Source organism: Microseira wollei NIES-4236 (assembly GCF_020521235.1).
Lineage (GTDB): Bacteria > Cyanobacteriota > Cyanobacteriia > Cyanobacteriales > Aerosakkonemataceae > Microseira > Microseira wollei.
This window is the reverse complement of record NZ_BLAY01000116.1, coordinates 1-24,725: the sequence shown is the minus strand read 5'-3', so window position 1 is coordinate 24,725 and position 24,725 is coordinate 1. Positions and strand designations below refer to the sequence as shown.

Here is a 24,725-nt window from a genome sequence, read left to right as displayed (position 1 = left end):
TCAATATGGCTGCCCGTGGGATTGCGGCACCGCCGACGCCATGGTCAAGATCTTTGGCAGAGCCAAAGATAGATCCAACTGCCTACGTGCATTCGTTTTCCAATATCATCGGAGATGTGCAAATAGGGGCTAACGTGATGATTGCCCCTGGTACTTCGATTCGCGCCGATGAAGGGACGCCCTTCTATATCGGCGAAGGAACGAATATCCAGGATGGGGTAGTGATTCACGGTTTGGAACAAGGTAGGGTGATTGGAGACGATGCAGAAGAATATTCTGTCTGGATCGGGAAAAATGCTTCAATTACCCATATGGCTTTGATTCACGGTCCTTGCTACGTCGGGGATGATTGCTTTATCGGGTTTCGCTCTACCGTATTTAACGCCAGAGTCGGGAAAGGTTGCATTGTTATGATGCACGCCCTGATCCAAGATGTGGAAATTCCACCCGGTAAGTTCGTACCTTCCGGGTCAATTATTACCACGCAACAACAAGCCGATCGCCTGCCAGACGTGCAAGAAGAAGATACTGAATTTAGCCGCCACGTCGTCGGTATTAACGATGCCCTCAGATCCGGCTATCAATGCGCCGACAACGTCGCTTGCATTACGAATATCCGGAAGGAACAAGTAGGTACAAATAACAATAGTTTTGAATCAGAAAGCACGTCTATGAACACCGCAGAAATCGCCTCCCTAGTCCGCAGTCTGATCGCCAAAGGATGCCGCATCGGTATCGAATATGCTGACGAACGTCGCTTCCGCACCAGTTCTTGGCAAAGCGGCGGCTCTGTAGATGGTAATAACGAACGGGGAGCGATCGCATCGGTCCAATCCGCACTCAGCGAACACGCCGGAGAATACGTCCGCCTGATTGGCATCGACCCCAAAGCCAAGCGCCGCGTCGTCGAGCAAATTATTCAACGTCCCGACGGCAGCCAACCCGTAGCCAAAGCTAGCGCCCCTGCAACTAACTACTCACCCTACTCAAGCAACGGTAACGGAAGTTACAGCGGTGCGGCAGCGAGTGGCTCTATCAGTGCAGAAGTAGTAGAATTTGTCCGCAATCTATTAGCAAAAGGCTACAAGATAGGTACGGAACATGCAGACGAACGCCGCTTCCGCACCAGTTCTTGGCACAGCTGCACCCCGATCGAAGCCAAGCCGGAAGCTGAAGTTTTGGCAAACCTGGAAGGTTGCTTAGCCGAACACGCGGGCGAATACGTGCGCTTGTTTGGCATCGACCCCAAAGCCAAACGCCGCGTCATGGAGCAAATTATCCAACGTCCCAACGGCAAAACTGTAACAACTGGCACCAGCGCACCCGCAGCAGTTCGCAGCACAGCCAGCGTTGCTACTGCACCAGCTCCAGACAGTTCTGTATTGACTCCCCAAGCAGTAGAACAAGTACGCGAACTGCTATCCCAAGGCTACCGGATCGGATTGGAACACGCCGATGAGCGCCGCTACCGCACCAGTTCTTGGCAAAGTTGCGGTCCCATCGAAGCCAAAGATGCGCGAGAAGCAATCAGCGCTTTGGAAGCTTCGTTGAACGAATATAGCGGCGAGTACGTGCGCTTAATTGGAATTGATACCAAAGCCAAGCGCCGCGTCCGCGAAACCATCATTCAACAACCGCACGCTAAAAACGGTAGTCGGTAGAAGCAAAGGTCAATCGGAGTAAGAGGGCATTTTGAGCAGGTGAGCAGGTGAGCAGGTGAGCAGGTGGAGATGTAACTGGCAAGCGCTGGCGCAAAAGATGGCAATGCCAGCCAAATTTCTCACACCTGCCCCCATGCACACCAGCAAACCTGCCCGCCTGCCCACCTGCTCCACGACCCATGACCCATGACCCATGACCTATGCCCCATGCATTTGCCGCCACTACCGTCAATCACCACCTCTCACGTTATCGTTACTGGCGATGTGAGCATTGATAAAAGTGCCGCGATCGCACCAGGGGTAATTCTCCAAGCAGATCCAGACAGTCGAATCATCATCGCCGCCGGTGTCTGCATCGGCATGGGAGCTATCCTTCACGCCCACAAAGGCATCCTGGAAATAGACGCAGGAGCAATTTTAGGCGCAGGCGTCCTCGTCGTCGGAGTTGGCAAAATTGGAGCAAATGCCTGCATCGGTGCCGCGACGACAATTTGGAACAGTTCGGTTGATTCTTGGCAAGTCTTGCCCGCGGGGTCGATGGTAGGAGAAACCGGACGTAAAATCGCCGACAATTCCCCACCACCACCGCGAAGAGAAACCCCCGAAATCACGCCAGAAATCAAACAAGCGAACTTGGAAGCAGCGACTGCGACAGAAGAAGTCAAAGCAACAAACTTTAAAGCAGCGACCTCAACAGAAGAAGTCAAAGCAACAAACTTTAAAGCAGCGACTGCGACAGAAGAAGTCAAAGCAACAAACTTTAAAGCAGCGACTGCGACAGAAGAAGTCAAAGCAACAAACTTTAAAGCAGCGACCTCAACAGAAGAAGTCAAACCAGTAACTGACGAATCTGTAGCAGTCAAAGAACAACAAGTTGAAGCAGCGACCTCGGAATCAGCCCCCGCCGCAACTGCCTTTGAGGATAATGGCATCAACGGTAAGTCAGCAGCGGCGATTGAACAACCAACCACCGCCCCAACTGAGCCACCTGCTACCCCAGAAGTTGAATTGACCCCACAGCAAGCGCCCAACTCAGACAGTATTTCTGTTGGCGTGACCGTTTACGGTCAAGCGCACTTGAACCGACTGCTGCTGACGCTATTTCCTTATAAATCAGCGACTAACCCCCCCAAAAACGAGGAGTGAATTGACATTCTCCCCGGCGTGAACCCATGGGGATTCTAAGAATCACTTCTGAGGTTTCCTCTTTCCACGACTCGACTTATCTTGAGGAGTTTCCCCACCAAGACAGAGATCGATGTCAAAATAAGCGTTTAACGTTCCCGTGTGCCCCACGGTACGAAGTGCTAACTCAAGTATGTTGATAGCTCCATTCCGATATTGCTCTTGTGTATGCCCACGGGTCTGGTCAAAACCCGTTGGTGATATCGAAAAAATTTCCCCGCGTCAGAGCGTCCCCTTGTCCCCGCGTCAATCTCAACCAACTACTTTTGACCACACCCTATGCCCACAGTGAGGACAGACATCTATGAGTTCTTTGACTCAAAGACTTCTTGACAACTTTCCCACAGTTGGAACAATTCTGGCTGGTGTAGTGAGGTGAGACGGCAACCGTCGCTACCCCAAATACCTTACCAAAATACTCCAACCACTCACGGAAAGCCGACCATGGGGCATCAGATATGGATTTAGCCAGCTTTGAGTTTCTGACCATGTGCCGCACTTGCCAGTCCTCATAGGCTACCAAGTCGTTAGACTGGACTACGCCGGAAAGCCAACTTCACAACAAAATCTTGACGCTGCCTACTTACCTTGAGGTGCTTCCTGCTCAAGCGATTTCTTGCCTGGGAATTTTAGATTTTAGATTTTAGATTTTAGAGCCAAATTCAATCGGCAATTTGAAATCTGTAATTCTATTGCTAACCATCCATCAACCGCTAATAAAGGTCATACTTAAATTAGGAGCTTCTGTATTTTTTCGCGGAGGTCATCGGTGGAGCAAAGAAAGCCAGGGCTGGTTCAATACCAAAGGTCAGGTCAAACGCAAAGTCAAACCAGAAACTTCCGGGATACTTCCTTGGGAATGGTTTCGACTCGGAGTTTTCCTGCCATCGTTGGGACAGCCGATATGATGTTGAAATCGGCGGGAGTGACCTTAGTCGGATTTGAAAAAATCGGCGGCGGTTACTGTACCGCTATCGTTCGAGGAGCGATCGCTGACGTCCGCCTCGCCGTCGAGTCGGGCGCCCAAGTCGCCGAACAAATGGGTCAATTCATTTCCTCCTTAGTCATTCCCCGCCCTCAAGCCAATTTAGAAGTGATTCTACCCATCGGCAGTCGCTTAGTCGATCTGGCAGAAAATAATACCAGTCGCCTCAGCAACCAATCGATGGGATTATTGGAAACCAGAGGCTTTCCAGCAATGGTGGGCGCTTGCGACGCCATGATGAAAGCCGCAGATGTCGTCCTAGCCGCCTACGAAACTACCGGGGATGGCTTGTGTACTGCGATTATCCGGGGTTCCGTGGCAAACGTAGCCGTTGCCGTAGACGCCGGGATGCGCGAAGCCGAGAGAATTGGCGAATTCCACTCGCTGATGGTGATTCCCCGTCCGTTGGATGACTTGGAAAAGACTCTCCCCCTCGCCAGCTGCTGGATCGAAGAGAAACCCCAACCCCTCATGTTACCCGTCAACGTCAAGGAAGAAGAAAAACAACTGGTAGAACTGCCAGATTTAACCAAGTTACCGATTTCGATCAAAGAATAGTTTTCCGGTATGAGTTTGTCACCTCAAGGTGGATAATTAGATCTAAACCGCCTAGCAGCAAATCGATACAAATAAAAAAGCGCTGCTCATTCAGCTTTAGGTGCGTTCGGGGAATGGCCCTGTGAGACACAGGATAATTATCAATAATTCCTTCCCCAACCGTTTACCCTGCCAACGTGCAACGCTCCTGCGAAGGAAGACTGTCACTTTGTTCAGTGATTCCATGATAACCAGGAATTTTCCTAGATAAAAGACATTATTATTCATAGTTATGATAGACTGGTGTCTATAGTTACCGGCCAGGAGAGGGGCGGTTGAAGCAGGCAACGCTGCACCAGCTAAAAGTATTTGAAGTCGTCGCTCGACACGGAAGCTTTACCCGTGCCGCTGAGGAACTGTTCCTTACCCAGCCTACGGTTTCGATCCAAGTCAAGCAACTCACCAAAGCCGTGGGGTTGCCCTTATTTGAGCAGGTAGGCAAGCGCCTCTACCTCACAGACGCAGGACGAGAACTGTTGACAACCTGCCGGGAAATCTTCGACAGGTTAGACCAGTTCGAGATGACTGTCGCCAATTTCAAAGGGGTGAAACAGGGAAGGTTGCGACTCGCGGCAGTCACTACCACAAAATACTTCGTCCCGCGCTTATTGGGGCCGTTTTGCCAGCGGTATCCCGGCATCGACGTTGAATTCCAGGTGACCAACCACGAGGGGTTAGTCGCGCGTCTGTCGGAAAATTTAGACGACCTGTATATTCTCAGCCAACTACCAGAGCATCTCGATATCAGTTACCATGCCTTTTTGGAAAATCCCCTGGTAGTGTTGGCTCCGATCGATCATCCTCTGGCGCATGAGAAAAATATCCCTCTCAAACGCCTTGTTGATGAACCGTTTATTATGCGGGAACCCGGATCGGGGACGCGAAGTTCGGTGCAAAAATTGTTTGACGAGCAGGGAATTTCCGTGAGAGTCAGGCTGGAATTGGGCAGCAATGAGGCGATTAAGCAAGCAATCATCGGTGGATTGGGGATTTCAGTCTTATCTCGCCACACCTTAGGGTTGGAAGGTACAAGCGATAAACTGACTATCCTCGACGTGGAGGGGTTTCCAATTCGGCGTCAGTGGTATGCGATCTACCCCGCAGGAAAACAGCTTTCGGTTGTCGCTCAGACTTTTTTCGAGTATTTGTTGGAGGAAGTCAAGCGAATTACCGCTGGAATCAATAGCGACGCAGTAGAGAGCGAGAAAAAATCCGGTTGAAGCCTAGATGGCAAATACTTAAAATCCCCGCTGATTCCGGCTGAAAAACCAGGATAATGCGGGTTACAGGCTCATAATTGCCCAGGAATTACCCAAAAAAATCCGGTTTGTCCCAAAAATCGTGGGTTTCTCGTCGCGAGATTCACCCAGAAGACGCCCAGACAAACGAGTTGGGGAGACGCTAAGAGTACACCCTGCTCCAGATCTCTGCACCTAGTCTAGCAGCCCCCCCGAATTTATTCGTAGAGCGGGAAAAAATTATGCCTTGTTGGAATCCCCTGACTTTAGGCATGGGGTTTCCCCGCGTCCCCTCGTCCTGAGTGTCCCCGCGTCCTCTTCAAGCATCACCTTTGTTTTTGGCGCAGCGTGCGTAAGTCCTGTTGCAGCTAGCCATCAACGGTAATTCAAACGTTTCAGCCTCTGAAATACAGCTGATTGCCAGCTCGTCTAGGGAAAGCCTTTTGGCTTGTTTGTGTAGCGGCACCCTTAAGGGTGCCGCTACACAAACAAGCCTTACCTCATACGGCTGCAATCCGCTATAAAAACTGTCGGGAGTCTTGATACATATTTAATTAAATTTTAACTTTTCCACCCTTAACTAAATCTGATTTGTGAGAGAATTTGACGGGCAAACAAAATTATCTCTGCGATCAAAGGTAGATTGTATGCAAACAAATTCAGAACCTCAACAAGGAAAGATTGTAGTTGCCGCTGACGAATACACCTTAACCAATACGGGATTTGACCGCGCCCCAGATACAGAAATTTTTGTGAAAAACATTGCCAATTGGTTTACAGGCGGTGCAAAGGGCAAATTCCACGTCTACTCAGCTAACAGCGGTCTGATCCAATCTCGGTTAGCAAAAACAATGACAGATGCAGGTCATACCTGGACTGTAAACGTTAACCAGAAATTCGACCTCGACACATTAAAACAATATAACGGCGTATTTCTGGGTGGAGTTCCGAAGGATAACCAGGTGCTGATCGATTATGTCAAATCAGGAGGTAACGTTTACCTGATGGCTGGGACGGGATACGGCACCTATGAAGATGAAGCCAAGCGGTGGAAGACATTTCTCAATGAATTTGGATTGGAAATTTCTCCCTACAAAATAAATATTAATGGCAATTTGGTAATTACGAGTAATCATCCAATTTTTGCGGGAGTTAAATGTCTTTACTGTGAGCTCGCTCAGCCAATTCTGAATACCAAGCCCGATGTTAAAAACCAGCAAGTTTTTCACAGCGATCCAGGTTTATATGCAGCATTTGAAAATCCAGGAACTCAACAAGGAAAGATTGTAGTTGCCGCTGACCAAAGGCCTTTAACCGACGTGGGATTTGACCGCGCCCCAGATACAGAAATTTTTGTGAAAAACATTGCCAATTGGTTTACAGGCGGTGCAAAGGGCAAATTCCACGTCTACTCAGCTAACAGCGGTCTGATCCAATCTCGGTTGAAAAAAACAATGACAGATGCCGGTCATACCTGGACTGTAAACGTTAGCCAGAAATTCGACCTGGACACATTAAAACAATATAACGGCATATTTCTGGGTGCAGAGCCGAAGGATAACCAGGTGCTGATCGATTATGTCAAATCAGGAGGTAACGTTTACCTGATGGCTGGGACGGGATACGGCACCTATGAAGATGAAGCCAAGCGGTGGAAGACATTTCTCAATGAATTTGGATTGGAAATTTCTCCCTACAAAATAAATATTAATGGCAATTTGGTAATTACGAGTAATCATCCAATTTTTGCGGGAGTTAAATGTCTTTACTGTGAGCTCGCTCAGCCAATTCTGAATACCAAGCCCGATGTTAAAAACCAGCAAGTTTTTCACAGCGATCCAGGTTTATATGCAGCATTTGAAAATCCAGGAACTCAACAAGGAAAGATTGTAGTTGCCGCTGACCAAAGGCCTTTAACCGACGTGGGATTTGACCGCGCCCCAGATACAGAAATTTTTGTGAAAAACATTGCCAATTGGTTTACAGGCGGTGCAAAGGGCAAATTCCACGTCTACTCAGCTAACAGCGGTCTGATCCAATCTCGGTTGAAAAAAACAATGACAGATGCCGGTCATACCTGGACTGTAAACGTTAGCCAGAAATTCGACCTGGACACATTAAAACAATATAACGGCATATTTCTGGGTGCAGAGTCGAAGGATAACCAGGTGCTGATCGATTATGTCAAATCAGGAGGTAACGTTTACCTGATGGCTGGGACGGCATTAGGCGGCTATGAAGATGAAGCCAAGCGGTGGAAGACATTTCTCAATGAATTTGGATTGGAAATTTCTCCCCACGAAATTAATATTAAGGGCAATCGGACAATAAATAGTAGTCATCCAATTTTTGCGGGAGTTAAATATCTTTACTCTGTTATCGCTCAGCCAATTCTCAATACCAAGCCAGAGGCCAAAGACCATCAAGTTTTTCACACCGATCCAGGTTTATATGCAGCAGCAGTATATAACAGAATCGTCACAAGCGGACAATTTGAAGTAAAATCCAACTTTGACACTGGCGTTGAATTTACTAACACCCAGACCAAGGAAGTCTCCTATAAATTTGTGCCATCCGGCACTTGGATACCCGGGAAACGCGAAGAAGGTTTTACAGAAGTTACGGCCGCCGGGGTAAAGGGGATGTCGCCTGAGCTTCAGACAGTGTGGAATGAGAGCTTGAAGGAGCTGCAAAAATATCTGAAATATCCTAACAATACGGCTTTCGCCCTAGTTGCAGTAAACAAGACAACTGGTGTTGTAACTGAAGTGAGCGCAGCAACGACTATTGTTCTCAAACCTGGTGAAACTTTGGTCTTCATAGTTAATGATTTTCCGCCAGACTACGGGGATAATGTTGGCAGCCTGACTGTCAATTGGTCAGCCCTCAATTAACAAAATGAGGGCGTTTAGGAAAGCTGCAATATCCTCCGAAAAATCGTCGGTTTCGACCAGCGAGATTGACGCATCACCTTTGTTTTTGGCGCAGCGTGCCTAAGTCCTGTTGCAGCTAGCCATCAACGGTAATTCAAACGTTTCAGCCTCTGAAATACAGCGGATTGCCAGCTCGTCTAGGGAAAGCCTTTTGGCTTGTTTGTGTAGCGGCAGCATTAATGCTGCCGCTACACAAACAAGCCTTACCTCATACGGCTGCAATCCGCTATAAAAACTGTCCGCAGTCTTGATGCATATTTAATTAAATTTTAACTTTTCACCCTTTAACTAAATCTGATTTGTGAGAGAATTTGACGGGTAAACAAAATTATCTCTGCGATCGAAGGTAGATTGTATGCAAACAAATTCAGAACCTCAACAAGGAAAGATTGTAGTTGCCACTGACGAATACACTTTAACCGACACGGGATTTCTCCGCGCCCCAGATACAGAAATTTTTGTGAAAAACATTGCCAATTGGTTTACAGGCGGTGCAAAGGGCAAATTCCACGTCTACTCAGCTAACGGCGGTCTGATCCAATCTCGGTTGGCAAAAGCAATGACAGATGCAGGTCATACCTGGACTGTAAACGTGAGCCAGAAATTCGACCTCGCCACATTAAAACAATATAACGGCGTATTTCTGGGTGCGGAGCCGAAGGATAACCAGGTGCTGATCGATTATGTCAAATCAGGAGGTAACGTTTACCTCATGGGCGGTACGGGATACGGCGGAGCTGAAAATGAAGCCAAGCAGTGGAAGACATTTCTCAATGAATTTGGATTGGAATTTTCTCCCCATTACAACAATATTGATGGCAATTTGGTAATAAATAGTAGCCATCCAATTTTTGCGGGAGTAAAATGTCTTTTCTATTATGGCGCTCAGCCAATTCTCAATACCAATGCCGATGCAAACCATCAAGTTTTCGAGAGCGATCCCGGTTTACATGCAGCATTTGAAAATCCAGGAACTACACAAGGAAAGATTGTAGTTTCAGCTGACGAATGGGTTTTATGCGACACGGGATTTGTCCGCGCCCCAGATACAGAAATTTTTGTGAAAAACATTGCCAATTGGTTTACAGGCGGTGCAAAGGGCAAATTCCACGTCTACTCAGCTAACCATGGTCTGATCCAATCTCGGTTGGCAAAAGCAATGACAGATGCCGGTCATACCTGGACTGTAAACGTGAGCCAGAAATTCGACCTCGCCACATTAAAACAATATAACGGCGTATTTCTGGGTGCAGAGCCGAAGGATAATCAGGTGCTGATCGATTATGTCAAATCAGGAGGTAACGTTTACCTGATGGCTGGGACGGGTTACGGGGGCTATGAAAATGAAGCCAAGCAGTGGAAGACATTTCTCAATGAATTTGGATTGGAAATTTCTCCCTACTACATCAACATTGATGGCAATTTGGTAATCAATAGTAACCATCCAATTTTTGCGGGAGTAAAATGTCTTTTCTATTATGTGGCTCAGCCAATTCTGAATACCAAGCCAGATGTTAAAGACCATCAAGTTTTTCACAGCGATCCAGGTTTATATGCAGCATTTGAAAATCCAGGAACTCCACAAGGAAAGATTGTAGTTTCCGCTGACGAATTCCCTTTAACCGACGTGGGATTTGTCCGCGCCCCAGATACAGAAATTTTTGTGAAAAACATTGCCAATTGGTTTACAGGCGGTGCTAAGGGCAAATTCCACGTCTACTCAGCTAACGGCGGTCTGATCCAATCTCGGTTGGCAAAGGCAATGACAGATGCAGGTCATACCTGGACTGTAAACGTTAACCAGAAATTCGACCTCGCCACCTTAAAACAATATAACGGCGTATTTCTGGGTGCGGAGCCGAAGGATAACCAGGTGCTGATCGATTATGTCAAATCCGGAGGTAACGTTTACCTGATGGGCGGTACGGGATACGGCGGAGGTGAAAATGAAGCCAAGCAGTGGAAGACATTTCTCAATGAATTTGGATTGGAATTTTCTCCCCATTACATCAATATTGATGGCAATCGGACAATAAATAGTAGCCATCCAATTTTTGCGGGAGTAAAATGTCTTTACTCTTATGTCGGGCAGCCAATTCTCAATACCAAGCCCGATGCCAAAGACCATCAAGTTTTTTACAGCGATCCTGGTTTATATGCAGCAGCAGTATATAACAGAATCGTCACAAGCGGACAATTTGAAGTAAAATCTAACTTGGACACTGGCGTAGAATTTACTAACACCCAGACCAAGGAAGTATCCTATACATTTGTGCCATCCGGCACTTGGATACCCGGGAAACGCGAACAAGGTTTTTCAGAAGTTACCGCCGCCGGGGTAAAGTCGATGTCGCCTGAGCTTCAGACAATGTGGAATGAGAGCTTGAAGGATCTGCAAAAATATCTGAAATATCCTAACAATACGGCTTTCGCCCTAGTTGCAGTAAACAAGACAACTGGTGTTGTAACTGAAGTGAGCGCAGCAACGACTATTGTTCTCAAACCTGGTGAAACTTTGGTCTTCATAGTTAACGATTTTCCGCCAGACTACGGGGATAATGTTGGCACCCTGACCGTCAATTGGTCAGCTAGCTGAAGGAAATAAGGAAGCTGACGAATCTCTCTCTCTGCACAGTTTGCAAATTGAGAGCGTTGTCAGTCCTGAATTAGCAATTGAGGTGAGCAATCACCTCTTTTTTTATAAAAATTTACAAAAAAAGTCTAGTTGAAAGTACCCACTATATATTTTTTAGTCAAACCTAAAAAATATATCTAAAGATAGATTTTTTAGGCTGGGCGTACTGGTAGCTTACATAAGGCTAAAAAATTAAGTAATACGAATACGAAAGCCCAAGGAGAAAAATAATGGCAACACAGCAATTCACGATTGATGCCGTGAAAAACTGCTCGACTGATGGGAGTTTATGCCAAACAAAAATAGCACTAAAGGATGGGCAATTACTAATAGTTAAGGTTGATGAACCCACAAAGACATGGAGCGCATATAAGGATTGCAAAAAATCCTGGGTGAATGCTAACGGTATATCTGCTGTCACAAACAAGATTGATGGCTTGTACAAAGAAGCTACCATACTTGACTGGAACTATGAGTCTGAATTTGCCTTGGGCAGTCTGATCGGGACTCTGGACGGAGGCAGGACTTATTTTCCCGTAGGAACCCATTTGGAAATGACAATTTTAAAGGCTGGCGAACTCTCTTTTTTCTTCTGGGGCGGCGATGCCAACACAAATGCAGGTTCTCTGACGGTAACTGTTGAAGTCAAAGACGCATCAAGCTATTACATACCTACAGAAACTAACAAACCTGCGGACAACATTGACTATGAAGCAGAGTATTTCGATATTAATGCGAGAGTACATAGTTTGACTGGAGGGACGCGATTAAATACAGGTATCGAATTAGAACCTGGGGACTTACTAAAAGTTAATGTAGACCCCAAAGATTTATGGAATATGGCGTGGATGGATCGAAATTCCGATGTTAACGCTAACGCTATAAATAAAAACAAGTCTTGGCCGTGGGGCTATCATGGATCTCCCTTTTCATTTAGGATGGGTAATCTGATTGGGACTCTGGATGGAGGCAAGACCTATTTTGCTGTAGGAACCCATTTGGAAATGACTGTTTTAAGTAAAGGTACACTCTCTTTTCTTGTGTGGGACCTCGATTACCTAAATAACAGAGGTTTTGTCAGAGCATTTGTCAAAGTAGTCAAAAAAGGTGCGGCTACCCCGTAGCAGTAAATCCAGGCTTTAAAGGCGAGATAGTAAATTTGTATGGGGTGAGTTATAAATAAAATTCGCCCCCAGGAGAAATAATGGAAACACAGCAATACACGCTGGAAATTGACAGCGTAAAAAATTGTTCGACTGATGGCGCTCTGAAAACTACAGATATCAAACTAAAGGAGGGGCAATTACTAATAGTTAATGTAGACCCAGAACAAAGATGGACTCCGCGTAAAAATGAACCTCAATTGTGGGTAAATGCTAACGGGATATCAGCAGCTGAGACAAAAAAGATTCATGGCTTGTATAAAGAAGCTACCATAGTTGACTGGAACTATGAGTATGAATTTGCGTTGGGCAGTCTGATCGGGACTCTGGACGGAGGCAAGACCTATTTTCCCGTAGGAACCCATTTGGAAATGACAATTTTAAGGGATGGCGATCTATCTTTTTTCTTCTGGGGCGGCGATGCCAACACAAATAGCGGTTCTATAACAGCAACTGTCGAAGTCCGAGAATCATCAAGCTATGCCATAACTGACACAACTGGGATCTACGATGACGAGGAAGCAAAGTATTTCGATATTAATGCGAGAGTACATAGTTCGACTGGAGGGACGCCCTTAAATACAGGGGTCGAATTAGAACCTGGGGACTTACTAATAGTTAATGTCAACCCCAAAGACTTATGGAATCCGAACTGGATGGATAGAAATTCCGATATTAACGCTAACGGTGTTAATATTAAAGGCAAGGGGAATTGGCCATACGGCTATATTGCAAAGCAAAACTTTTCATTTAGGTTGGGTAGTCTGATTGGGACTCTGGATGGGGGCAAGACCTATTTTGCTGTAGGAACCCATTTGGAAATGACTGTTTTAAGTAAAGGTACGCTCTCTTTTGTTTTCTGGGACATCAATTGGGAAAATAACAGAGGTTTTGTCAGAACATTTGTCAAAGTAGTCACAAAAGAAGCGGTTACCCCGCCGCCGGAAACGAAGGGACAATTTGAAGTGCCAACTAACTCTGACACTGGGGTTGAATTTACTAACACCCAGACAAAAGAAGTCTCCTACACATTTACACCCTCTGGCACTTGGAAACCGAAAGGCGATATTCCAGATTGTACCGCCAGCGGATTAAAGGGTTTCCCACCAGAAATTCAGGCTGCCTTGAAAGAGAGCTTAAAAGAATTTCAGCAGTATCTGAAATATCCCAACAATACCGAATTTGCTCTGCTGGCAGTAAACAAGACAACTGGTGTTGTAACTGAAGTGGGTACAGCAACGACTATTGTTCTCAAACCTGGTGAAACTTTGGTCTTCCTAGTCAATGATTACAAGCCGAACTACGGGGATAATATTGGCACCCTGACTGTCAATTGGTCAGCCCTCAATTAACGAAATGAGGGGGTTTGGGAAAGCTTCATCCGATTAAACGGGACTTCTCCTCGCCAGGAGAAGTTTCTTTTTCTCAATTCTATTGGGGCACCGGCGGGTGCAAGGTGTGGGTTTTACCAATCAATCTGTTGGAGTCGGAAATTATCTGTGAATCACCCCAGGCATTCGCCGTTTTTCCCCCTCACCCTGCGTGGGGCGATCGCCTTCCTGGCCCTAGCAGAGAGGGGCTATAAAATCAGGCAGCCTACCATTTTCGCCTGATGGCTGCAAGACTTCGCCCCTTACTTAACGTAACTTTACAAACCGCCTGTCAGCTTGGGCTGATTGTTTATTATAAGCGGGTGCAGGTAAATAAAGTGAAAATAGTTATATAAATATAGGGCAGGCAGGATGCCCACCCCACAAAGCTTTCAAATCTCTTGTGGGATGGGCGTCTCGTCGGGTGTTCAGTTTATTTATGCCTACCTACTTATTATTTTTAATAAAAGTATATTAATTTAATATTATATTAACTTTAACATCGCTGCATCGATGTAAGCAGTTTGCTGTTGGGGTGACTTGGCGGCTGCGAAAATAATTATATCACCCTATTTTGCCAGGTTTGTCTAGTCGCTGAGGAACATCCGATCAATGCAGGTACAAAAGGTTAGCTACCCTGCCGCCGACAATCATTGTACAACGCTCGACGCAAACACCGCTATCGGATTTGAGCGCATTGCCAGAATCGCGGTTCTTTCCCTCAAAGTGCCGATTGTGGCGATCGCTCTGGTTGAGAGCAATTCTGAATCGGTAAGATTTAGTCACGGTTTATCGATTTCCGAGGCGCAAAAGCTGAACCTGTTGTTAAACTGCCCCAGCAGCGACGATATTGCGATCGTTCCCGATACCCATTTAGATCCTCGCTTTGCCATTAACCGATTGGAAACTGAGAAAACCGAAATTCGTTTCTATGCCGGATGTTGTGTAACAGACACTTTTGGCAATAAACTGGGAACTTTCAGCATCATGGACTATAGTCCCCATCAACTGAGCGAAAATGAAGTGCAAGCACTTCAGGATCTGGCAGTTTGGGTGCAAAGCGAGTTGAAGTTACAGAATAAAACTCAGTGCGTTGGCATAGCATCTTTGCCAGAAAATCCCCTGCTGGCGCTCTCATCGGATTTGTTTTGTACAATCGGGTTAAATGACTTCTTTCAATACCTCAATCCAGCTTGGGAAAAAATATTAGGTTGGACAAGTTCGCAATTGCGCGCTACTCCTTGCTTAGAATTTGTCCATCCAGAAGAGCAACTTTCGACCCAGGAAAAAATTAAGGTATTACAGAATCAAATCTCTAGCGTTCCAGATATTATTTGCTTTGAAAATCGCCTGCGGTGCAAAGATGGATATTATCGGTGGTTTTCCTGGCACGCCAGATATTGTCAACAACAACAATTAGTAGAAGCAGCGATTCAAGACATCACCGAACTAAAATTAGCCGAAAAAGAACTGCTGCAACAGTTCGAGCAACTTCAATCGGTATACCATTGGGCGGATCTGGTAGAAAGAGTTAGCAGAGCCAACACAATTGAAGAAATTTACGAACAATCTTTAACTGGTATAAAAGGAGTTTTGAATGCGAATGGAGCTGCCATCTCGATATTTGAAGAAGAGGGTGGCACCATGTTCCAAGTAGGGAAAGGAATTTCAGGAAACTTTATGCTATCCCTAGCCAAATATTCGCCTTGGGTGTCCTCAAATTCAGAACCCCAGCCGGTGTTAATTCCCAGGGTAGCAGAGAGCCAGGAATTGGGAGAAATGCAATACGAGCTGTTGCAAGAAGGGATTAGTTCCTGTGCGTGGATTCCGTTAGTAAGTCGGGGAAAACTGTTCGGACGCTTCGGGGTTTATTACGATAAAATCCGGAATTTTGATGAAGAAGAAGTACACTTAGCAGAAACTTTTGCCGATTATATTGTATTTGCAATCGAGCGGAAACAAGCAGAGGCAGCACTCAAGCGATCCCAAGCCGAAATAGCAGAAAAAGCCACAGAACTCGAACAAGCTTTAGCCGAACTCAAACGCAACAAATCTCAACTGATCCAAAGCGAAAAAATGTCAAGTTTGGGACAACTGGTAGCAGGGGTCGCTCATGAAATTAACAATCCCGTTAACTTTATCTACGGCAATATCGAACACGCGCATAACTACACCCAAGATTTACTCAAGCTGTTGCAACTTTATCAAAAACACTACCCCTCACCCCATCCAGAAATTCAAGACGAAGCAGAAGCAGTCGAAATCGATTTCGTTATTGAAGACTTGCCAAAACTTCTAGAATCGATGAAAGTGGGAGCAGAACGCATTCAAAAAATTGTGCTTTCTTTACGGAATTTCTCTCGCATGGATGAAGCTGAAATGAAAGACGTTAACATCCATGAAGGAATTGATAGCACGCTGCTGATTTTGCAAAATCGCATCAAAGCTAAACCCAATTCTCCAGGTATTCAAATAATCAAAAATTACACCGATTTGCCTTTAGTGGAATGCTATCCCGGACAACTCAATCAAGTGTTTATGAACATTCTTTCCAACGCTATTGATGCATTGGAAGAAAAGACCAATTTAAACGATAATCCAGAACCGCCGACTATCTGGATCGACACCAAATTATCCCATACAGACCGAGTCATCATCAAAATAGCAGATAATGGACCCGGCATTCCAGAACAGATTCAAAAACGATTGTTTGACCCCTTCTTCACTACTAAACCTGTAGGTTCCGGTACTGGGTTAGGTCTTTCGATTAGCTATCAAATTGTGACTGAAAAACATCGAGGACAGTTGCAGTGTAATTCTTGGTTAGGAGAGCGAACAGAGTTCACAATCGAAATTCCCTTAAAGCAAAATCTAGGGACTTGAAGATTGCAGATTGAAGAATTGCAGATTTCAGATTAAATTCAAATCTAAAATCTAAAATTCTTTTTTATTCTCCAGATTGTAGCTGCCTTATCAACTCATAAAAAGGTTCCCAATTATCTTCCATCACAATCGGTCGCCAAATGGCTTCAATGCGGGGTCTGAGCAATACCGTTCTTGGATTCCAACGCGCCATTGTTTGAGGAATTTGACCGCGCACATCGAGGGGTAAATGCTGCAAAATTCGAGTAAAAATCTGCTGCCAATTTTCTAGATTATCCGATTTGCCAACATAGCGCAAAAAGTCCGCATCGCTGAAGATACTATCAACATCTTCGGGGGAATGTCTGTGGAAAAGATCGGTAATTTCTGTAAAAAAGTCGTGATAGCCTAACTCAGTTTCCTTTAAAATAGCAATCGTTAATTTCAATAACTCATCAGCTTCGGGTAATTGTAAATTCTCCAAACCCAACTTTCTCAGCATTAACTGCTTGTAAGTCAAATAATAATGCTCGTCAAACCGCGACAAAGCTGCTTCCATATCATTCGCCGGTATTGCAGCACCTAGGGGAACTTGCAGCATCTGTAAATTCATCTTACAAATTGCGGGTTGACTCCCGTAACTGTAACGTCCGTAATAGTCAAAATAGGCAGCTATAAAATTGGGGTCGTATTTGGGAATAAACCCATAAGGACCATAGTCAAAACTTTCACCCACAATCGACATGTTATCTGTATTTAATACCCCATGACAAAAGCCTGCCGCCATCCATTGAGCCACCAATTCTGCGACTCGTTGGACTAATTCTGCATAAAATAACGAGTAGGGTTCGGCTGCGCCCTGCACAGACGGGTAATAATATTCAATGACGTGATTTAACAGTTTTGTGGTAAGATCTTTACGACCGATGCGGTGCAACCGTTCAAACGTACCAAATCGGATATGGGAACGGCTAAAACGCACCATTACGGATGAGCGAGTGGGTGATGGTTCATCTCCTCGCCAGAGTGCTTGACCTGTTTCTATCATGCTTAAGGTGCGGGAAGTTTTCACACCCATGTAGTGCAAAGCTTCCGCCGCCAAAACTTCTCGCACGCCACCTTTAAGCGTGAGTTTCCCATCGCCGCCGCGAGAATAAGGCGTTGTACCGGAACCTTTAGTACCGAAGTCGTAAAGTGCGCCATCGACACCCTTGAGTTGACCGTACAGAAAACCCCTACCATCTCCCAACATGGGGTTATATTCGCCAAATTGATAGCCGTGGTAACGCATTGCCAAACACAGCTGACTTCCCTGAAACTTACCAAAGGCTTCGATAAAATCGTTATCCGTAACCGTTTTGGGTTCGAGTCCCAATAAGGGAAGCAATTGGTCGTTGCGGAATCTTAAAATATGCTGGGGGAATTCTGACGCCGCTACTATGTCAAAATAATCGTCTCCTAGAGATTCAAACGCGGGTACGTAATTGAGGGAAAAGAAGGGATTGGGATAATTTTGGATTGTTGCAGTTGCGTCCATGATTGCGTTCGCGCAGCTCTTCACTAAATCTAAAAATTAGTTATTAGTTATTTTTTAAACTAGACTAATAACTAATAACTAATAACTCATTCCTAGCGATTTGATTGATTTTGCAATTGTTGGATTTGTTCTGGAGTAAGAACCTGTTTGATTTGATCGTTAGAAGACTGAACGATTTGTCGAATCCGGTTGATCTGATCTGGCGTCAGGTTCAAGGTTTGTGCGGTAATTTGCTGACCAGAACGCTGTGCTTCTACAATTGTATCCCGTTGCTCTTTGGTCAACACCGCCTCAATTTGCTGTTGTCTGTTAACCAGAATAGACTGAATGCGTTCTCTCTGTTGAGCAGAGAGATTCAATTCCTGTTGTCCAGCAGATGGACGATTAGAAGGGGTTGCGGGTTGATTTTCCGCCGGACGAGGTGCTGCACTTGGATTAGCGGACTGGGAATAAGCAACACCGGGGACGACGGTTGTCAGAGCTACTGCGGTAGCGACGATAGAAACGCACTTGGCTAAACTAAAAGCCATACTGCTCCTGAAAAATGCATAAGCACCAGTCTAGCGGATATATAGGCGAATGGGGCATAGCCATAGGCATATGACAGAGGAAAGATGAAGCATGACGACTGATACCTCATTCCCAATTACCTATGACCTATTACCCATGACCCGATCTAATCTTCCACCTCACTGAGACGGCGGATATTTAATACGTCGCTCATCTTTTTAATTTGGGTGAAAATGCGCTCTAATTGGTCATAATCGCGGATATCGATGCCTAAACCGATCAAAGCAGGGCGGTTATCATAGGTTTTGACTTGGGCGCTGCGGACGTTGATAAAGTTGTCAGTTAAGCGAGAAAGAATGTCTTTAAGCACGCCGACTCGGTCGAGGACTTCAATTTGAAGATTAACCGGGTAGGTTTGGGGACGAAGACTATCTGAGTCGGCGGGATTCCAGCTGACGGGGATTAAGCGATCGCCTTCCACATTCTCCAGATTTGGACACCCTTGTCGGTGAATCGAAATCCCGCGATTGCTGCGCGTCACCAATCCAATAATCGGTTCGCCGGGGATGGGTGTGCAACACCCAGCTAGGGAATAAAGTAACCCTTCAACCCCAGCAATCGGAGAGCGTTGGGTACTCGGTGCAGCAGGACGCAGTCCTTCCCGTTCTTTCAGCGCAGTGCTAACAGCCCCACTTTTTGCCAACTCACAACTTAAGGGCGACTCGGCACAGCTGTCAAGAGCAGGAGCAATCGGTTGTGACGCCCTCACCGCATCCCGCAGTCGATTGACGACTAAATTTAGCGTCACTTCACCGTAACCCAAAGCGGCGAGTAAATCTTCCACGCTGTGGTAGTTACATCGTTCCGCCGCCGCCTGCATCGGTTCCGACTTCAGCAGCGCTTCAAAACCAGTTTTACCCAATTCCTTTTCTAGCAGTTCCCGTCCGCGAGCCACGTTTTCTTCCCGGTTCGATCGCTTGTACCACTGTCGAATTCGGTTGCGCGCGCTGGGAGTAACGACAAAGTTCAGCCAATCCAAACTAGGGCGACCGTTTTTCTGGGTGATAATGTCCACAATGTCGCCATTCTTCAACCGCGTCCCCAAGGGCGTCATCCGCCCGTTCACCCTCGCACCGGCACAGTGGTGTCCCACCTCGGTGTGAATTCGATAGGCAAAATCAACGGGTGTTGCTCCCTGCAACAGGGGAATTACATCCCCTTTGGGCGTGAAGACATAAACATCGTCTTCAAATAAGTTATCTTTAACGCTTTCGATATATTCTTGAGCATCCTTAAGGTCGTTTTGCCATTCCAGTAACTGGCGCAACCAAGTGAACTTTTCATCTTCAGCTGTTAGTTGGCTATGGTCCGAGCGACCAGTTTCTTTATACTTCCAATGGGCTGCAATCCCATATTCTGCCACCCGATGCATTTCCACGGTGCGGATCTGCACTTCTACCGGACGCCCGCTGGAGCCGATGACAACGGTATGCAATGATTGATAGCGGTTGGGTTTGGGTAGACCGATATAATCTTTAAACCGACCGGGAATCGGTCGAAAAGCATCGTGGACAACTGCTAAAGCGCGGTAGCATTCCTCGTTTGTTTGAACGATGATGCGAATTGCTGCCAAATCGAATATTTCGTGAAATTCCTTTTGCTGTCGCTCCATTTTTTGGAAAATCCCGTACAGGTGTTTGGGACGCCAGCTAATGTCGATACATTGAACTCCTACTTGATTTAGACCTTGGCGTAAAGTTTCCCCCACTTGCGCCAGTCTTGCTTCTCGATCGGTTCGTTTTTCGGCTACTAATTCCTGTACTCGCCGATACGCTTCCGGTTCGAGATATTTAAAGGCTAAATCTTCTAGTTCCCACTTAAACCGCCCAATTCCCAAACGATTCGCCAGGGGAGCAAATATTTCTCGCGTTTCCAGAGCTATGCGCCGCCTTTTTTCATCTGCTAGGTGTTCCAGGGTTCGCATGTTGTGCAGGCGATCTGCCAACTTTACCACAATTACCCGGATATCTTTAGCCATTGCCAAAAACATGCGGCGGAAGTTTTCCGCTTGTCGCTCGGTCTTGCTGGAAAAATTGAACTTAGAAAGTTTGGTGACGCCTTCGACTAGCTGTCTTACCTCCGCGCCAAACAGCTTTTCCAGTTCTTCTGGGGTAACATCCGTATCTTCAACGATGTCGTGCAGAAATCCGGCTGCTATCATAGCAGGGCTACCACCCAGCTCGCGCAACAATCCCGAGACGGCGACCGGATGGCAGATATACGGTTCTCCCGATGCGCGACGTTGTCCCTGATGCAGCTGATAAGCAAAGCTGAAAGCGCGACAGACTAACTCGTTGTCTGCGGGTGATAGAGGCACCTCTGGTGCGCCGCCTGCTTTCTTACTTGCGATCCCTTCTGTTGATGCTCCTGATGATTCCCCCGATTGCTGCGAGATCAAACATTGCTGCAACCAATCGGGGAGGGCACAATCTATCGTCGAAGTCAGAGCTATTGCGTTCATGCTACCCTTGCTGAAATCCTAAAAATATGATGTTGTTTGGAGAATCTGCCTGAAAGCGGGCGGTGGTACGGGTGCAAAATCGGCTCGTCGCTCCTGACAAGGAAAGATCCTTCACCTTTATCACACTGCTAAATCATCAAATGTAGTTGGATCTTCAGAAAATTTTCCACTAGCAGCTATGCGCTTATACCCTCCACAAGAATCTGCGGAGGATAAAACAGTTAGCAGCGCTTAGGGAAAGAACTTAATCCTTGCTAGAGCTAACGCCTTTACAGGGCGAGCGGGTTACCCATCGCCTTGATAGAATCGACAAAATTCTTTACATTGATTGTATCCTAATGAACTAAAAATGTTACCGCAGTTTTATCGCGATCGCTATCAAGAATTTTTCACCGCTGTTGTCCATCTGCAACAAACTGTCGCTGATGACAATCCAAACCCGACTCTCCTGCGACAGAGCTTCGAGCAACTGCAACTATTATTTCAACAACAAATTTTAAGCTTGGATAGCGATAACTTAGACCCCTCGGTTATGTCGCGCGTACAATCTTTCTTGACCGAACTCAACAAGCAGATGCGTTTACTCTCAATAGATGTCACCTTCTTGCAAGCTTCCCGTCAATCAGCAACTACTCAACAACGCCTGGCTCAGATTCGCTCGCGCATCGAAACTCTGATAAGCTACTGCAATGCTCTTCTAGATAACGACTCAGCCTCGGTAATGGGTAATGGCGTTCCCAGGCAGAGCCATGGGAACGAGGTAATGGGGAAGAAAAATTACCAATGACCAATAATCAAATTCTTTTTAATGTAGAAAATCTGCGGGTAGCTTATCCCAGCCGCAAGTATAGCAGGGAGTCGAACTGGGCTGTTGATGGCGTTTCTTTTACCTTACAACCGGGGGAAAGACTGGGATTGGTGGGAGAATCGGGTTGTGGTAAATCAACCCTGGGACGGGCGGCGATGCGGTTATTACCCCCTGAAACGCGGATTGAGGGGCGAGTAACCTTTGCCGGAGAGTCGGTATTCGACCTCGATGCAGCGCAATTGCGCCGCTTTCGGGGGGAAGCAGTGGCGCTGATTTTTCAAGATCCGATGACGCGCCTCGATCCTTTAATGACGATTGGGGATCATTGCATCGAAACGCTAAAAGCACATAAACCAGAATTGTCTCAAGGTCAGGCAAAAGACAAGGCAATTGAAACGTTAGAAGCGGTGAAAATACCGGCGAGTCGGTGGACGCAATATCCCCACGAATTTAGCGGCGGAATGCGACAGCGGGTAGCGATCGCTCTCGCTCTGTTACTTTCTCCCAAACTGATTGTGGCAGATGAGCCGACCACGAGTTTAGATGTCACGGTATCGGCGCAAATTTTACAAGAACTGACGCGCCTGTGTCGCGAAAGGGATATGGCATTGCTGTTAATTTCCCACGACTTGGCGATGGTGGGGGAATATTGCTCGCGCATGGCGGTAATGTACGGCGGGAAAATAGTCGAAACCGGAACAACCGAAGCGGTGATTCAACGTCCCCAGCACGAGTATACGCGCAGTCTCCTGCAAGCAGCGTTACATATTCAAGCCGTCGAGGAGAGCAGGGGAGCAGGGGAGCAGGGGAGCAGGGGAGCAGGGGAGGAATACCAAATACCAAATACCAATTACCAATCGCCAATTCTGCGCGTTAAAGATTTGAAGCAGCACTATACATTGGAATGCGGTTTTATCGAGCAACTTTTATCTAGAGAAAACCGGACAATTAAAGCGGTAGATGGAATTAACTTAGAACTTTATCCGGGTGAAATTTTGGGATTGGTGGGAGAATCTGGTTGTGGAAAGAGTACTTTATCGCGAACAATTTTGCAGCTAATTCGTCCAACTGCTGGAAAAGTAGAGTTTCTGGGACAAGATTTAACTGCTTTATCTCGCCAGTCAATGCAACAGCAACGGCGACAAATTCAAATGGTATTTCAAGACCCTCATGCTTGCCTCAATCCTCGCATGACCGTAGGACAAAGTATCGCCGATCCTTTATTTATTCACAAACTGGCTAATCCCACAGAAGCGAAACAGCAAGTATTGCAAATGTTGGAACGAGTGGGGTTAATGCCAGTCGAAGAGTATTATAACCGATATCCATCTGATTTATCTGGGGGACAACAACAAAGGGTGGCGATCGCGCGTGCTTTAATTACTCGTCCTAAACTGGTTATTTGCGATGAACCAGTCAGCATGTTAGATGCTAGCGTGCAAACTCAAGTGCTGGAGTTAATGCTGGAATTAAAGCGGGATTTTGACTTAACTTATTTGTTTATTACTCATGACCTTTGGGTGGCGAGGTTTTTTTGCTCGCGCATCGCCGTCATGAATTCTGGACAAATTGTGGAAATTGGCGCTACTCAAGAAGTATTTTCCCATCCCAAACACCCTTATACCCAAACATTATTGCAAGCTGCTCCCTTGCTAGCTCACAGAAACCGGGTTTCTTAAAGAAACCCGGTTTCTTTGCTCGATGTAACTAGCAACTTACGTTAGTATTACGTAATTAACAGTTTCATGTACGGGACTGACGCAAAGAAACCAGGTGAGGACTTACGCAACGACAATAAATATAGTGTCATGGTGCCGTACTCTGCTGGCTAACGCACCCTACAGATATAAACTTTGCGTAATTCCTGCAGGTTTCTAGGCAAAATCGTCGCGAAAGAAAGTGGAGAGCGCGGTAAGAAACAAAGGTGATAGGTTTTACCCCGGAATCAGTGCTGTTAGCAATCAATATATCATACAAGAGTACGACAATTTACATTGTTGGGACAGCTATCGTCATGATAATTATTTGAAGCACACCCTACTAAAACACTATTGCAGCCCATAGTTGCCTTGACATTCTTTAAGGGATCGGCAGGGCATATTATCGGGACACCCATCATCACGATATCTATTGTTTTCGCAATATACTAGCTGACGACATGATTGTTCGTTATTTGTACATCTTTCCAGCGCTGGACAATCACTGAAGGCATAAGGACAGAGGCTGCCGTAAATATTACCTAGTAGAGACTCACGTACAGACCAAGTAACATCCTTCATTATACTAAAATTATTATACTGAATCCCACGACCACCGTTATATAATTCAGCATCTTCATCTTCTAATTTCTTGTAAAGAAGCTCGAGGTCAGCAATGTTGAGAGATTCAATTTCAGGTGTTCCTTCAAACTTGGATTCATGATTTTGGTTTTCCATTTTTGCTCTCCTTAAACTTGTTGTCTGGTGTACACAATAATTCTTAGCAAGACAAACTTAGTCTAAAATTTATACTCAGGATAGTTTACGGCGCAACCTCCTGGTTCTAGAGGCTCCAAGAGACAGTTACAAGGACACTCAAATTCTTTATTGAACATACCACCGTTATATAATTCAGCATCTTCATCTTCTAATTTCTTGTAAAGAAGCTCGAGGTCAGCAATGTTGAGAGATTCAATTTCAGGTGTTCCTTCAAACTTGGATTCATGATTTTGGTTTTCCATT

16 protein-coding genes and 1 pseudogene are annotated in these 24,725 nt (G+C 46.0%); 11 read left to right on the top strand and 6 right to left on the bottom strand.

Features of this window, described 5'->3' with window-relative positions; translation table 11 throughout:
- Positions 1–5 precede the first annotated feature (5 nt).
- Positions 6–1,661 (top strand): beta-carboxysome scaffolding protein CcmM, encoded by a 1,656-nt coding sequence (gene ccmM, locus MiSe_RS31215; protein WP_226587500.1) that lies wholly within the window; start codon positions 6–8, stop codon positions 1,659–1,661.
- Positions 1,662–1,847: 186 nt separating this feature from the next.
- Positions 1,848–2,807 (top strand): beta-carboxysome scaffolding protein CcmN, encoded by a 960-nt coding sequence (gene ccmN, locus MiSe_RS31210; RefSeq protein ID WP_226587499.1) that lies wholly within the window; start codon positions 1,848–1,850, stop codon positions 2,805–2,807.
- Between the two features lie 42 nt (positions 2,808–2,849).
- Here the strand turns inward: ccmN and MiSe_RS54090 are convergent.
- Positions 2,850–3,463: pseudogene (locus tag MiSe_RS54090) on the bottom strand (RNA-guided endonuclease InsQ/TnpB family protein); the annotation flags it as partial.
- Between the two features lie 173 nt (positions 3,464–3,636).
- Between MiSe_RS54090 and ccmO the strand changes: the two are divergent.
- From ccmO to MiSe_RS31170, 7 genes are all read left to right on the top strand, one after another.
- Positions 3,637–4,389 carry a beta-carboxysome assembly protein CcmO gene (ccmO, locus tag MiSe_RS31200; protein ID WP_226587509.1) on the top strand — a complete coding sequence of 251 codons (753 nt, stop codon included), beginning with the start codon at positions 3,637–3,639 and terminating at the stop codon, positions 4,387–4,389.
- A gap of 314 nt (positions 4,390–4,703) precedes the next feature.
- On the top strand, positions 4,704–5,648 hold the full coding sequence (locus tag MiSe_RS31195; protein WP_226587498.1) for a LysR family transcriptional regulator: 945 nt from the start codon (positions 4,704–4,706) through the stop codon (positions 5,646–5,648).
- Positions 5,649–6,313: 665 nt separating this feature from the next.
- Positions 6,314–8,560, top strand: coding sequence for a hypothetical protein (locus tag MiSe_RS31190; protein WP_226587497.1), 2,247 nt, complete (start codon positions 6,314–6,316; stop codon positions 8,558–8,560).
- 394 nt (positions 8,561–8,954) lie between these two features.
- Entirely contained in the window at positions 8,955–11,195 is a 2,241-nt protein-coding gene (locus MiSe_RS31185; RefSeq protein ID WP_226587496.1) for a DUF2194 domain-containing protein, read from the top strand.
- A gap of 269 nt (positions 11,196–11,464) precedes the next feature.
- The gene (locus tag MiSe_RS31180) at positions 11,465–12,358 is read left to right on the top strand and encodes a hypothetical protein (RefSeq protein WP_226587495.1); all 894 of its coding nucleotides are present in this window, start codon (positions 11,465–11,467) and stop codon (positions 12,356–12,358) included.
- An 80-nt stretch (positions 12,359–12,438) separates the two neighbouring features.
- Positions 12,439–13,749, top strand: coding sequence for a hypothetical protein (locus tag MiSe_RS31175; RefSeq protein WP_226587494.1), 1,311 nt, complete (start codon positions 12,439–12,441; stop codon positions 13,747–13,749).
- Positions 13,750–14,379: 630 nt separating this feature from the next.
- Entirely contained in the window at positions 14,380–16,650 is a 2,271-nt protein-coding gene (locus MiSe_RS31170; protein ID WP_226587493.1) for an ATP-binding protein, read from the top strand.
- A gap of 64 nt (positions 16,651–16,714) precedes the next feature.
- Here the strand turns inward: MiSe_RS31170 and MiSe_RS31165 are convergent, their stop codons facing one another.
- The 3 genes from MiSe_RS31165 to MiSe_RS31155 form a co-directional block, all read right to left on the bottom strand.
- Entirely contained in the window at positions 16,715–18,166 is a 1,452-nt protein-coding gene (locus MiSe_RS31165; protein WP_226587492.1) for a protein adenylyltransferase SelO, read from the bottom strand.
- Positions 18,167–18,258: 92 nt separating this feature from the next.
- Positions 18,259–18,696 (bottom strand): hypothetical protein, encoded by a 438-nt coding sequence (locus MiSe_RS31160; protein WP_226587491.1) that lies wholly within the window; start codon positions 18,694–18,696, stop codon positions 18,259–18,261.
- Positions 18,697–18,842: 146 nt separating this feature from the next.
- Positions 18,843–21,197 carry a RelA/SpoT family protein gene (locus MiSe_RS31155; RefSeq protein ID WP_226587490.1) on the bottom strand — a complete coding sequence of 785 codons (2,355 nt, stop codon included), beginning with the start codon at positions 21,195–21,197 and terminating at the stop codon, positions 18,843–18,845.
- Between the two features lie 349 nt (positions 21,198–21,546).
- Between MiSe_RS31155 and patD the strand changes: the two genes are divergently transcribed.
- On the top strand, positions 21,547–21,984 hold the full coding sequence (gene patD, locus MiSe_RS31150) for a heterocyst frequency control protein PatD (RefSeq protein ID WP_226587489.1): 438 nt from the start codon (positions 21,547–21,549) through the stop codon (positions 21,982–21,984).
- Complete coding sequence (locus MiSe_RS31145) at positions 21,981–23,684, top strand: dipeptide ABC transporter ATP-binding protein (protein ID WP_226587488.1); 1,704 nt, start codon at positions 21,981–21,983, stop codon at positions 23,682–23,684. The genes patD and MiSe_RS31145 overlap by 4 nt, the downstream gene beginning before the upstream one ends.
- Before the next feature lie 369 nt (positions 23,685–24,053).
- Here the strand turns inward: MiSe_RS31145 and MiSe_RS31140 are convergent, their stop codons facing one another.
- The gene (locus tag MiSe_RS31140) at positions 24,054–24,440 is read right to left on the bottom strand and encodes a hypothetical protein (protein WP_226587487.1); all 387 of its coding nucleotides are present in this window, start codon (positions 24,438–24,440) and stop codon (positions 24,054–24,056) included.
- Between the two features lie 62 nt (positions 24,441–24,502).
- The coding region (locus MiSe_RS31135; RefSeq protein WP_226587486.1) for a hypothetical protein at positions 24,503–24,725 on the bottom strand (223 nt) is incomplete at its 5' end.

Bases quoted from the DNA above. Each gene is read 5' to 3' on its own strand.
- ccmM (WP_226587500.1), top strand. From the start codon at position 6: ATGGCTGCCCGTGGGATTGCGGCACCGCCGACGCCATGGTCAAGATCT.
- ccmN (WP_226587499.1), top strand. From the start codon at position 1,848: ATGACCCATGACCTATGCCCCATGCATTTGCCGCCACTACCGTCAATC.
- MiSe_RS31190 (WP_226587497.1), top strand. From the start codon at position 6,314: ATGCAAACAAATTCAGAACCTCAACAAGGAAAGATTGTAGTTGCCGCT.
- MiSe_RS31185 (WP_226587496.1), top strand. From the start codon at position 8,955: ATGCAAACAAATTCAGAACCTCAACAAGGAAAGATTGTAGTTGCCACT.
- MiSe_RS31180 (WP_226587495.1), top strand. From the start codon at position 11,465: ATGGCAACACAGCAATTCACGATTGATGCCGTGAAAAACTGCTCGACT.
- MiSe_RS31175 (WP_226587494.1), top strand. From the start codon at position 12,439: ATGGAAACACAGCAATACACGCTGGAAATTGACAGCGTAAAAAATTGT.
- MiSe_RS31170 (WP_226587493.1), top strand. From the start codon at position 14,380: ATGCAGGTACAAAAGGTTAGCTACCCTGCCGCCGACAATCATTGTACA.
- MiSe_RS31165 (WP_226587492.1), bottom strand. From the start codon at position 18,166: ATGGACGCAACTGCAACAATCCAAAATTATCCCAATCCCTTCTTTTCC.
- MiSe_RS31160 (WP_226587491.1), bottom strand. From the start codon at position 18,696: ATGGCTTTTAGTTTAGCCAAGTGCGTTTCTATCGTCGCTACCGCAGTA.
- MiSe_RS31155 (WP_226587490.1), bottom strand. From the start codon at position 21,197: ATGAACGCAATAGCTCTGACTTCGACGATAGATTGTGCCCTCCCCGAT.
- patD (WP_226587489.1), top strand. From the start codon at position 21,547: ATGTTACCGCAGTTTTATCGCGATCGCTATCAAGAATTTTTCACCGCT.
- MiSe_RS31145 (WP_226587488.1), top strand. From the start codon at position 21,981: ATGACCAATAATCAAATTCTTTTTAATGTAGAAAATCTGCGGGTAGCT.
- MiSe_RS31140 (WP_226587487.1), bottom strand. From the start codon at position 24,440: ATGGAAAACCAAAATCATGAATCCAAGTTTGAAGGAACACCTGAAATT.